Consider the following 13,228-nt stretch of genomic DNA (forward strand, 5'->3'; position numbering starts at 1 on the left):
ATCTCTGCTCTCATGAAAAACACCTACTTTACCCCCGGCCCGGCCGAGTTATATCCTTCGTTTTATACGCATCTGCAAACCGCCCTCGACGAGCAGATTGGGTCTATCTCGCACCGAAGCCGCCGGTTTCAGGATATCTACCGACATACCGACGAGCAGCTGCGGCTGTTGCTGAATATTCCGGCCACCCACCGGATTTTCTTTACCGGTTCGGCGTCGGAAGTATGGGAACGGATACTACTTAACTGCGTGGAGCACGAAAGCTTTCACGCCGTCAACGGCTCTTTCTCGCGCAAGTTTTACGACTACGCCCAGAGCCTCCACAAGTTTGCGCACCTGTTCGAAAAGCCGTTTGGTCAGGGGTTCGACGCTGCCGACATCGACGTACCCGAATACGCCGAAGTGGTTTGCCTGACCCATAACGAAACCTCGTCGGGGGTGCAGATGAAACCGGCCGACATGCACAAGCTAAAGCGGAAATACCCGAAAAAGCTGTTCTGCGTCGATATGGTCTCGTCAGCCCCGTATCCCGACCTGGACTTTGGCCTGATCGATTCGGCCTTTTTCTCGGTGCAGAAAGCTTTTGGTATGCCCGCCGGTCTGGGCGTCTGGATCGCCAGCGAAGCCTGCCTCGAAAAAGCCGAGCGGCTTCAGCAATATGATTCGCTGACCATTGGGGCGCATCATACGCTGCCTACCCTCTGGAAAAACGCCCAGACATTCGAGACCCCCGCCACCCCCAACGTACTGTTCATCTATATTCTGGGGAAACTGGCGGAAGACTTCAACCAGATCGGCATCGCCAACATTCGGCGGCAGACCGAAGAGAAGGCCAAAGCTATTTATAAATTTCTTGAAGGTTCCGAAGCGTTCGAGCCTTTCGTTAAAGAAGAGCGTCACCGCTCGCAGACCGTGATTGTGGCCAACACCCGGCGGTCGTCGGCCGATGTGATTGCCTCGGCCCGGATGGCCAACATGGTGGTAGGCAGCGGCTACGGTAAATTAAAAGACTCACAAATCCGCATTGCCAACTTCCCGGCTACGTCGGCTGAGCAGGTAGAGCAGTTACTGAGGCAGTTAGCCCGGTAACACGCTATAGCAAACCTTATCGTAGGTTGGCGGTTAATTAGTCGATGTCTCTTTCGGCATGATTAAGCACTCAACGACGATGAAAAATTTACTTCAAACAACAACCCTGCTAGTTGGTCTGTCAGTAGCGGCTTATGCACAGAACAACGCCGACTCGACGGGTCGGAACCGGCCTCTGATCAACGACGAGACCAAACAGGAGGCCCGGCAGAAAGCGGCCGAGGTAGAAGAAAAGGTAAGCGAAGAGGTTGATCGTTCTATATCGTATCAGCAGCGAAATCAGCTCAGTTGGTTTCAGCCGGGTAATGCCTTCGTGGGTGGAGGGCTGGCCTTCGGTGTTGCCAACGAGCAGGTTTATCTATCCATCAATACCCGGGCGGGCTATTTCTTTCAGCCTGGCTTTGCGGCTGGTCTTCGGTACGATAATGAGCGGCTGGTTGGTAATCAATACCGGGCCCGCCAGTTCGGTCTGTTTACCCGCTATTATCCATTCCGCACCCGCATCAGCAGCTTTATCGGCGCCAGCCTGAACAGCGGCCGGGAGTTTTCAGAAACGATTGGTGCCAATGAAAAATCGCGCTACACCAGCGTCGGTCTGGAGATCGGCGCTATGGCCTGGATCCTCCGCCGACTGGGGGCCGAAATTTCGTACGAAGGCAACTTCTATAACCGGATCGACCCTACCGCCAGCCAGGGACGGGGCGGTCGGCTTAAGGTTGGCGTCAACTATTATCTTGGCCAGTTCGGCGGCCGCGGCCAGCGCAATCGGTAGAAATCAATTTTTACAACAAGCCCCGGCATGAATGCCGGGGTTATTTATTCATCGGATATCGGTCCAGATTTCGGTTGTTTAGATTGATGAGTAGCCCCGGTACATAGACCGGGGCTACTCATTTGCTGGCCAACGGTCTAGATCTCAACTTGTTATATTTATGAATAGCTCCGCTATTCATACCGGAGAATTCATTTGCCTATAAAAACGCCCCGGCATAAATGCCGGGGCTATTCATTTACCGGATATCGGTCCAGATCCCAATTGGTTAGATTGATGAATAGCTCCGACATTTATGCCGGCGTCACTAAATACAATAGGCGCCGGTATTTATATTGGGATTCTATCAAATACAGGAATTTATTTAATCAGACCGCTCAGGTTTTTACGATACGACCGGCCAATCGGCACAACGTCTTTATCAACAAGCAGGGTCGATGCAGCCACTGATTTCAGATAATCGATATTAACAGCGTAGCTATTATGTACCCGTATGAAGCGGGAGTCCAACCCGCCGAGCATTTTACTGAGTGACCGCTTGATGGTATGTCGTCCGTGTATAGTCTTGATAAAGGTGTAGTTTCTTTCTGAATACAGATACATGATATCCTGAAAATCTACCCGCACTTGTTTGTTTTGTGCTCCTCGGATAAACAGATGCGTTTTCTCCGTCGATGGGAGTTGCGGCAGGCTTGTCAATACAGTGTCTATCGTTGATTGAAGTGTGATCGGATGAAACGGTTTGACGAGATGAGCGCCAACTCCAATAGACCGGGTCTTTTCATAAAACGATCCGTCGATGGAACTGGTAATCATGATAAACTGACTGCCCCGTTCGGCAAACTCCTGCAACAACATTAGCCCTTTCGGCAACTTGTCGAAAAACAGATCGCAGATAATGAGCTGGGGCTGATGGTGCCTGATCACCTCCTTTGCCAGGTCGGTAGAGTGTACAAGAAAAGGGGACGAGAATCCCATAGCTTCTACGGTTTGCCTGAGCCAGATACCCTCAACGATATCATCTTCAACCAGCAGAATGGAAGCCGATCTGGACGCTTTCATATAGAAAAAGAATTAACACCCCTACGTATTGATTCTCAGAAAGGAACAGTAAATCGTAACGCCGATCACTCCCGGTTGGCGAAATAACCATCGATACGGCCTGGCACCTGCTCATACGTACTCTTTTGCAGGAAATTACAGTCAATCGGAAGCATACGCTATAAGACACCTGTCTTGATATTTTGTCACTTATCCTTCAGCAACTTTATTGAGAGCCTGTTTTCAGCAATCGGTTTTACTGCCGCTCTACTCCCGAAAAAAAGCTGGTAGCTTCGAGAAAGAGACTGAAAGTACTGCGGGAAGGCTTAGGGAGAAAGCATAGTTTATAGGGATTAAAGCCTCCAATAGCTTATTGTCGATAAACAAATATCATAGAGTGCGCGTGCCTGCCCGAATGAAACGGAGAGCTTTCTCTATACCGCTTACGTATATACGTGATACAGCGCTTCTGTAAAAAAAGTAAACCTATTCATTGACCTGATTCGTCAGGTACGGGAGCTTCCAGCCCTTCGGTTTTGGCAAATCCTTTGCAAATCGACTTGCCTACTCCATTCATTGACCAGATTCTACGGTCTTGTCTTATCTCGATCTACGATTGTCCACCATTTTTTGCTGTTCATCACCACATTCCTGCAAACTGCAGCGAGTGCCTTCATTTTTGCTTGCATTAGTGGCAGTCAGTCTGCCGCGGGACTTCCATCCGTGATGCACAAATCTTTTTGGCTACATGAAGCTATTGTCTACGCATTCGGCACCGCCGGTTTCTTATTCCAAGCCCCAACCAGCCACCTGGCGATATCCAGCTAATTCATCCCATAGGGCTATAGAAAGTCCCCCAGGGCAACCAGGTCGCCTACCCCGACTGCATGCGGATACTCGGCCTTCATTACGCTATACCCCCCGATTCAACATCTCAATAACTATGCGAAATTTTACCAGATTCATTGTTCTGTTCTGGCGGTGGCTTTCGCCGGGCTTCAGCATAATAAACGTAGGGCAATCCCTAAACCGGGTGCTACTATCAATGCTCGGCTGGCTGCTGATGCTGGTAGGCTGTAGAAACAGCCAGCATAATCTGGCTACCCAACGACTGAAAAACACTGGCCATAGTCTGAGTTTTTTCAGACTGCATAGGGTCAGCTGGCGGCTTTCACTGCCTTTATTTATTGCGTTCTGTGCGCTGCTCATACCGGAGCAACTACAGGCCCAACTTCATACAACGACGTCAAACGCACCGCTGCTGGCTCGAAATCAAACCGGGCTGAAGCCACTGGCCAACCAGCCGAGCGACGCAACCCGGCAGCGGGTCGGTAAAACGATGACCCGCGAACGCGCCCTGCTTAAATTTGAACAAAACCAGGGGCAGGTAGCCAACTCATCGGTGCGCTACCGGGCAAACGATGCGCAGGCCACTTACTTCTTCACGCCGACTGAAATTCGGTCGGTGGTGCGGAGTGCCAGGACCAAAGACAGTACGCAGGCTGGCTACGCAATTCAGTTTGTGAACCCCAATCCGGAGGTGGCCTTACTGCCCGCCGGGCGCGTGGGTGGCAAGCATGGTACGGTAAACTACATCACCAGCGAGGGTGCCTTTTCTGATGTGACCTACTTCCAGAAACTCAACTACGAAAACATCTGGACGGGTATTCGGGCCGATTTCTACGAAGGAGACAACGGTACCCTAAAATACGACTTTGTGGTGCAGCCCGGTGCTGACCCCGCTCAGATCCGCTTCCGCATGGCGGGCGTGACCGACCTGCACGTGACCGACAAGGGCGAACTCGCCTTTACGACACCGTTTGGTACGCTCCAGAAAGGAAAGCCGTACACCTACCAGACGATTAATGGTAAGCGTGTCGAGGTGGCGGCTGCCTATGTAGTGAAAGACGGTGAGGTAAGCTTCCAGTTGGAAGCATATGACCCGGCCGTAGCGCTGGTGATCGACCCCATCGCCCTGAAGTGGAGCTCGTTTCTGGGTGGAACCAACTTGGACATTTCCCTTAGTATTTACGTACACCCGACCACCGGCCGTATCTACGTCTCAGGCTATACGGGATCGACTAACTTCCCCAATACCCTGGGTAGGGTATATGGCGGAGGGCAGGATGCCTATGTTACCTGCATCGAGAAAGACGGAACGAGTATAGTATGGAGTACCTACCTGGGCGGTAGCGGTATTGATAAGGGCTTTGCTGTTTCGGCCGATGCCGCAGGGGATGTGTATCTGGCCGGGGTAACGAACTCCCCCAACTTCCCGACCAACGGCAGCACCGCTGCCTACGACGCTACCCACAACGGAGGGTTCGATCTGTTTGTACTTCGGTTGAACAGCACCGGCACTACACTCAAGTATAGTACATATCTGGGCAGCTCTGGTGCTGATGGCGATCAGAGTAACTCGGCGAATACTCTGGTACTGAACAACGGAACGGTGTACTATGCTTCTTACGGAAGTACCGGGTTTCCGCTTACGGCTGGTAGCACCTCGGGGAGTAGCGTAATTTTTGGTATAAACACCAATGTGGCCGGGGCTGCTGGCCTGGCAATGTCTGTGCCTTCGAATGGTTATGGATTTACTGATATAGCCGGTGATAAAGATGGCAATCTCTGGGCGGTTGGTATAACAGAATCAACCCAGAATCCGCTTATTTCTTCGAATGCGGTTCAACCCACCGTACCGACAACCAATAATGACTATCGTTACGTGGCTAAGTACTCGCCATCCGGTACATTTTTATACGGCTCTTACATAAATCCAATCATTAGTACAGCATCTACATTTGGTCCATTTGCAACCGAAATTGCAACCGATGCGCAGGGCAACGTATATGTAACAAGTTCGGTATATTATGAAATCAATAACAACACAGGGCTGTTGCAGAAGGTGTCGAATACCGACGCGTTCAACGAAATAACACCCATCTCGTCTTCGCTTCGGCTGGGTGACTTCTACGGGACGTACATCGTTAAGATACCGTATGACCTTAGCCCCAAATACAACTTCGTCACCCTGATGCCGGGGGCGATGCCGGTCGATAACTTTGAGGACCCTGAAATAGCCATTGACAAAAAGGGGAATATTCACTTTGTTACCTGGGGGGGTAATTTTTATTTGAATCAGTATCACCCTGTAACGCCGGGCGCAATTTTGCCAATTACCAGCAGTGAGCGTCATCCCGAATATTATGTCCTTTCGCCTTCGGGTGCCAGCGTACTGTATGGTACGGCCTTATCCAAAGATATTTCAACGAACGGTATTGCTCTGTTTGTCAACGACAAATGTGAAGCCTATATAACCATAGAGGCTTCAAGTCAAAATAAAACCCCCATCACGCCCACCTATCGGGACCAGGCTACAAATAGCCAGAAATCGGTTTTTCAGCCTACCTACGGGGGGGGGACTGATGTCGCCCTGCTGGTATTTCATGAGCCAGTACCCAACAATAACACCATCCCGAATTTTGCGGCTGGCAACAATACCTTCTGCATAGGCGGGGCCATCTGGCAGAACCCCAATGATGGGCCTATTCTGGGCGCTACGCCCACCTACCAAAGCGGTAGTGGCTCATCGGCTACAGACAACCTGCCCAATATCCTCATCGATGGTGCCTTATCTGCACACCCAACGCCAAAGTCGCCCGCGTTTAGCTACCAGTGGCAGAAGCGCATCAACGGCGGTGCCTGGACAAACGTCGGCAACGGTACGTATGATGTGTATAAGCCCTCACCGGAGCCAGCCGCCGGTACGGTAGATTACCGCCGTCTGATTATCGGCTTCTGCTGCGATACGCTCAGCATTTCCAATCTGGCCACAGCAACCATTACCGGTACGTTCAACCTCAGCATCAATGCCCCTACCAAGCCGGTTTACTATTGCCCCGGCACGACCACCAACATGGGCATTACACTGTCGGGAGCATCGGGTAATGTATCGTGGCAGTGGTACGATGGCTACGCACCCGTGAGCAGCACCACCATCAGTCCGGCCAGCGGTTCGGGCGTTGCGGCTTCGAGTTTTGCGGCTTCCATCGAGTCGGGCGTAACAGGCAGCGGATTTTACCGGCTGGTTGTTATTGATGCCGGAGGCTGCCGGCGCGAAACCTTCGTGGCCATTGCGCCAAAAGTTGCCAGCGCCGGTACCGCTGCATCGGTAGCGCTCTGCCCCGGCACATCGACCACCGCAGTACTTGGGCCACCGGCGGTAAATCCGGACTTTGATTACAGCTGGACAGGCCCCGGTGGATTTACTTCCAGTTTGGCTAATCCGGTAGTGACCACAGCCGGTGTTTATACCCTTCAGGTGAAGGTGAAAACCGATGCGGCCTTCTGCGCACCCGGTACCACAGTAACGGTAACGGCGGCTACTCCGCATAGTACCGCCTTAACGACCTTGTCCAGCCTGACCGTTTGCCAGGACGACGCCCCCGTCAGTATCGGAATGACCGGTACGGCTCCATCGGGCTATGCATTCCAGTGGGTACCGGCAACGAGCCTGGACAATGCCCAGGCCTTTAATCCTACCTTCGACCCAGGGGTAATCAGTGGCGGCTTCCCGATCGGTACGACAACCTATACCTTTACGGCTCTGCGTTTGAGCGATGGCTGTATTTACGAAACAACGAAGACTGTAACCGATGTAGCGCTTGGCTTTGCATCGGCCGGTAACGACCTCATTGGCGATGGTTGTACAACCGGCACACGTGATGCCGTGGGTGCCCCCGAAACCACCGGACAATATTTTCAGTGGACGGCTATTGGCACAGATTTCAGTGCGGGCCTGTCGTCACTGAAAGCCAATGCGGCCTTTGGTATGGATGCGCTCGGACAACAGGTTGGTACCAACAAGTTCCTGAACGCCAAATTCCCGCTTTGCTCGGCAAACGGCAGCACGGGCTACTACATCGATTATGAATTACGGGCTTCTTATCTGCCCTTCCCGAATACCTGTTATACGGTCGATACGGTACGGGTGTACATACCCTGCTGTGGTCAGGGACCTGCCTGCCCCATTCCGACGGCTTCGCTGAAAGGAACGAACGGAGCCTGTAGCACACCAACCACTCTTATGAGTGTGTCGCCCCTCCAGGGTGCTACCTATACCTGGCGTACATACAGCGTAAATGGCACCATCCAGCCCGCCAATACGGCTCCCCGAGGACTTTTTGTCAGCAACAACGGCGTAAAAGGAGCCGCTATTTCGGCCAGCGGTCCTCACCCCACCTCGGTCATTGTCGATTTCGACGATGCCACCTGGGGATGGTCGGGCAACAACGTGGTGGTGTATGAAGTAACGCAAACCATCGATTTAGGCAATGGCCCGGTATCGTGTTTTGCCCGGCTTCAGGTATTCTCCGGCCGCAACGCCTTACCCGTTATCGGCGTTAAAGATGTCAGTATCTGTAGCATTGCTTCTCCGGGGGTTCGGTTTGGTACCGCAGGGAACGCGGGACCCTATACGCTTTCCGGCCTGGATTATACGCAGGCACCCAACTCGGCCTTCAACTGGACCTGGACGGGGCTGAATGGCTCCACACCGGCCAGCATGACCAACACGACCTCGCCGTTCCCAACGGTGAATCCGGCCGGTACTACCGCTTATATCGTGCAGGTGCAGGACCCCGCCACCGGCTGTATTGCAAAAGATACGCTGAACGTGAAAGTAAATGTGCTGACTGCCAATGCCGGAAGCGTTCAGAACAATATTTGCCCCGGTTCGCTGGTGCAACTTGGCTCACCGGCCTCCAATACGGCTATTACCTACTCGTGGAATCCGACGGCCGGGTTGAACTTCCCCGTTGGAACGCCCAACAGTACGGTAGCCCAGCCCTATCTGGCCGTACCGAACGTACCGACGCCACCGGCTACACTGAGCTATACCCTGACGATAACGGACGTAGAGTCTGGCTGTCAGGCTGTTCATTCGGTGAATGTGAATACCACCACGACGGCCCCTGCTGCCCTGGCCAGCGCCAGCTATAGTGCCTGTGCCGGCTCGTCGTTTGCTATAGGACCCTTTTTGGATTCCGATGCGGGGTCTACCTATGTGTGGACCGTTCAGAGTGGTACGGCCGATGTGTCCTGGTTGAGCTCCACCACGGCCCTGCGGCCAACGGTGACCCTGCCTGCCAACTTTGCCGGGCCGGTGGTGTTCCTGCTGACCAAAACAAAAGGGACCTGCGGCTCCGTAACCGCTACGTTTACCATCAATGATAGCAACCCAGCCATTAATCTGGGTGGTCCGCTGACGGCCAACTGTACCTCACCGTATCTTCAGATTGGCGAGACAGCTTTGAGTGGCTACACCTATACATGGACACCCGCCACAGGACTCTTTACCAATAGCGGCCTGACTACCGCCTATAGCGGAGGTAATACAGCCCGGCCCTGGGTTGGCCTGATCACGGCTCCGACAACCTACACGGTATCGCGCCGGAACAGCGCATCGGGCTGTATTCAAACAGCTTCGGTGACGGTCAATCCGCCGGCAGGCCTTGCGCTCAATGCCGGTGCCGATAAAAGCTGGTGTCCGGGCAGCCCGGCCGTTCAGCTAGGGTCGTCCGGCTCAGGAACAATTACCTGGACGGCACTAGCCTATTCAGCCAGCACGACAACCCCTTCATCGCCAACGGCCATTGCCTCGCCCATGACGTCGGCGCAGATGCTGGGCTACCTCAGCACCACCAGCGGAGCCGTGGCCTCGTTCAATCAATCCTCGGCAGTACCCGGTACGTACGTCTACCGGCTGACGGCTACCAATGGTAGCTGCTCCATTACCGATGATGTAGTGGTGAAGGTGCCTAATTTCCAGACGAACCTAACAGGTTTGCCACAGACGATTTGTAAAGGAAGTTCCGTTCAGCTTGGGGTTACCAATGCGCCAACGACGTACAATTATTCGTGGGCAGCGGTAAATCCAACAACGCTCAGTAATACCATTACGAACGCATCGTCATCGCGACCTATCGTTAGCCCGGCGGTAACAACTACCTATCAGCTGGTCTATACGGAGACCGCCACCGGATGCCAGGCCGACGAGCAGGTAACGGTGGTTGTGAACCCTGGTCCGAGTCTTTCGGATGTCAGCACGGCCACGGTCTGCGCCCCTGTCACGGCGGTAAACCTCACGGCACTGATTCCGAACTACGCTACCTTCACGGGGCAGCAGTGGTATCGCGACCAGTATCCGGGCGGGGTAGCGGTATCGACCCCGACGGCCGTCACGCCGGCTTCGACGACTGATTATTTTGTGGTACTGGCCGACAACCTTGGTTGCCAGGACACCGTGCAGGTAACGGTGAATGTGGGTAATCCGCAAACCCCCGTTATTGCCGCTTCGGCCTCGGTCGACTGCGTAACGAAGACGTTTGACCTGGCTACGGCGCAGGGTAACCCTTCGCAGACGGGTTATACGCTGGAGTGGTACACCACGCCCAACCGGGCTTCCGGCACGCAGGTGACCAACCTGGTCGTGGGTGTAGGCACCTATTACTTATTTGAAAAAGCACCGTCTCCCGCCGATTGTTATTCAGGCAGCGCCGTTATTGCGGTAACGAATACGTGTCCGTGCGTAACGCCCACCAGTGTATCGGCTACGGCCGCGCCCAACCTTGTAACTGCCAATGCAACCATTACACTAGGTGTCTCGGCCAGCAACACTACCCCTGGCAGTACGACCTATACCTGGAGCGGTTCAGGCATCAGTAGCCCCACCGCCACTACGGTCGCCAGCCGTACAGTAAGCGCACCAGCTACGGCGGGTACGTATACCTATACGGTGGTTGTCAGCAATGGATCGAGCTGTACAGCCACGGCCACGGCGAGTGTGACAGTGCAGGCCACTGCCAGCCTGGGCAACTTTGTCTTCGAGGATGTCAACGCCAACGGTATTCAGGAACCCACCGACAAGCCCATCCCCGGCGTGACCGTCAGCCTGCTCTCCTCGGGTACGCTGGTGGCCTCCACCACCACCAACGCCAGTGGACTCTACAGCTTCACCGGCCTGACCCCAGGAGTGCCCTACAGCGTCAGCTTCACCGCCCCGGCCGGCTTCACGGCCACCAGCCAGAACACGGGCAGCGATGACGCCCTCGACTCGGATGGGGCACCCGCCACCGGCCTGACGGGGGTCTACAACCTGACGGCTAACGAGAACAACACCACCGTCGACATGGGCTACTACAAGCCCGCGTCGCTGGGCGACAAGGTCTTTGTCGATGTCAACAAAGACGGTCAACAGGACAGTGGCGAGCCCGGCCTGCCAAACGTGACGGTCACCCTGCTCAGCAACGGCACCCTGGTGGCCTCCACCACCACCGATGCCAGCGGCCTCTACAGCTTCACGGGTCTGACCCCAGGGGTGCCCTACTCGGTGAGCTTCACCAGCCCGACAGGCTACACGGCCACCACGCCTAACGCGGGCAACGACGCGACCGATAGCGATCCGGTCAACGGCCTCACCGCACCGGTGAGTCTGACCTCGGGCGAAAACAATCCCACCCTGGATGCAGGCTTCTACGTGGTACCGGCCATGAGTGTGACGCTCACCAGCGCGCCGGTCTGTAACTCGGCCACCAACAACTACACGGCCACCGCCACGGTTAGCCTGACGGGCGCCACGGCGGGTACGCTGACCATCACCGACAACGGTGTCAGCATCGGCACGGTGAGCGTGACGGCGGGGCAGGCCACGGCCACGGTGAGTGTGACGGGTCTCAGCGACGCGGCCAGCCACACGCTGGTGGCCAGCCTCAACGGCCTCTCGGCCAGCACGGTCTACACCGCGCCGGTCGCCTGCACGGTCTGCTCGCTGAGCCTGACCGTATCCCCGGGACTCTGCCAGACCGCTACCAACACCTATACCCTCAACGGTAGCCTGCGCATCCTCAACAACACCAGCGGAGGTACGATCACTGTCTCCGACGGCCTGCGCAGCACTACCCTGACGGCCACCAGCACGACTACCAGCCTGCCCTTCAGCCTGACGGGACTGCCCTCCGATGGGACAACCCATACCCTGGTGGCTACCCTCAGCGGCTGCGCCAGCGCCAGTGCCACCTACACCGCCCCAGGCTCCTGCTCTCAGCCTGCGGGTACGCGGTTAGTGGTCGACAAGTATGTCAGCGCCAGCCGGGCCAAACTAGGCGATGTGCTGACCTACACCCTGGTGCTGAGCAACGTGGGCCAGACGACGGCCACCAACGTGGTGGTCAAGGACTCCACTACAACAGGCCTGAGCTACGTCGCTGGATCGGCCTCCGTGCCGACGGGTACGAGCTTCACCCCGGGTGTTCCGGTCAGCTACTGGTCAGTAGCCGCCATCAGCGCCGGACAGAGCCTGAGCCTCACGCTGCAGGCCCGCGTCGACAGCAGTGGCATCCTCTACAACCAGGCCTCCATACCTGGTGACACCGCTACGGTCTGTACCAGCGTACCGGTGAAGGTGTGTGTGGGTGAAGTTTACACCTTCCGGCTGACGGTAGCCCCGGGCCGGGCCAGCTACCAGTGGTACAAAGATGGCCTGGCCATGGCGGGGGCCACCACCAACGTCCTGGATGTGAGCAGCCCCGGCAGCTACAGCCTGGCCGTCGATAACACCGCTGGCCAGTGTCCCGACTTCAGCTGCTGCCCCTTCATCGTGGAAGAGGATACGCTGCCCACCTTCCAGGCCGTGGCTCTGCCCGCCACCTGTGTGGGCGCCACGGCCCAGGCCAACGGCCAGATCGTGCTGAGGGGCTTCCAGCCGGCTTATACCTACCAGTACTCGGCGGGGGCGAGCTTCAACCCGGCCGCGTCGCTGTCGGGGGCGGCTAAGGGGATTCCGGCCAGCGGGGTGATCGTCAACACCCTGGCCAATCCGGTTTCGTCGGCCTCGTACACGGTGCGGGTCTACAACGGGTCGGGTTGTTATCAGGACGTGACGGTGCAGCTAAGCAGTACAGCTTGTACTTGCCCACCGGATGTATGCACCCCGTTTGTGATCAAACAAACCAAGCGAAGGGCCCGTATTGGAGATAAGTAAGGAATTAGGCTAAACACGTGTATACTCGCTAATACGAAAAGCGGTGCTGGGAGAACCTGACACCGCTTTTCGTATTTAATTTTTAAAGTAGTGACTGTTTGACAACCTACGATCTCTCTTCAAGGGTTTATCAAGAAGGTGCAGGACTACAACCTATCCGACAACGTCTTACTGGACGTCAACACATGGAGGGAGTTTTAAAACTATTACCGCCCTCAAACACTAACCGGGAAATTAGGGCTGATGCGTACCTGTATCTCGTTTAACAGCTCTTTGTCACTACCAGA

At 55.2% G+C, this 13,228-nt stretch carries 4 protein-coding genes; 3 read left to right on the top strand and 1 reads right to left on the bottom strand.

All coding sequences use genetic code 11. The features are described 5' to 3' along the window. Positions 1 to 12: 12 nt before the first annotated feature. Positions 13 to 1,089: an aminotransferase class V-fold PLP-dependent enzyme gene (locus B1C80_RS13275; RefSeq protein WP_077921647.1), complete on the top strand. Its 1,077-nt coding sequence runs from the start codon at positions 13 to 15 to the stop codon at positions 1,087 to 1,089. Between the two features lie 79 nt (positions 1,090 to 1,168). Further along, positions 1,169 to 1,861, top strand: coding sequence for a hypothetical protein (locus B1C80_RS13280; protein WP_077921648.1), 693 nt, complete (start codon positions 1,169 to 1,171; stop codon positions 1,859 to 1,861). Between the two features lie 360 nt (positions 1,862 to 2,221). Here the strand turns inward: B1C80_RS13280 and B1C80_RS13285 are convergent, their stop codons facing one another. Further along, positions 2,222 to 2,923: a LytTR family DNA-binding domain-containing protein gene (locus B1C80_RS13285; protein WP_077921649.1), complete on the bottom strand. Its 702-nt coding sequence runs from the start codon at positions 2,921 to 2,923 to the stop codon at positions 2,222 to 2,224. Between the two features lie 922 nt (positions 2,924 to 3,845). On the opposite strand from B1C80_RS13285, the gene B1C80_RS13290 reads away from it, so the two are divergent. Continuing rightward, positions 3,846 to 12,941 carry an SdrD B-like domain-containing protein gene (locus B1C80_RS13290; protein ID WP_161492761.1) on the top strand — a complete coding sequence of 3,032 codons (9,096 nt, stop codon included), beginning with the start codon at positions 3,846 to 3,848 and terminating at the stop codon, positions 12,939 to 12,941. Positions 12,942 to 13,228 lie beyond the last annotated feature (287 nt).

The sequence above is a fragment of the Spirosoma sp. 209 genome, assembly GCF_002006735.1.
Taxonomy (GTDB): Bacteria; Bacteroidota; Bacteroidia; order Cytophagales; family Spirosomataceae; genus Spirosoma; species Spirosoma sordidisoli.

Excerpts from the sequence above, each read along its gene's own strand:
- B1C80_RS13285 (WP_077921649.1), bottom strand. The coding sequence starts at position 2,923 with ATGAAAGCGTCCAGATCGGCTTCCATTCTGCTGGTTGAAGATGATATC.
- B1C80_RS13280 (WP_077921648.1), top strand. The coding sequence starts at position 1,169 with ATGAAAAATTTACTTCAAACAACAACCCTGCTAGTTGGTCTGTCAGTA.
- B1C80_RS13290 (WP_161492761.1), top strand. The coding sequence starts at position 3,846 with ATGCGAAATTTTACCAGATTCATTGTTCTGTTCTGGCGGTGGCTTTCG.
- B1C80_RS13275 (WP_077921647.1), top strand. The coding sequence starts at position 13 with ATGAAAAACACCTACTTTACCCCCGGCCCGGCCGAGTTATATCCTTCG.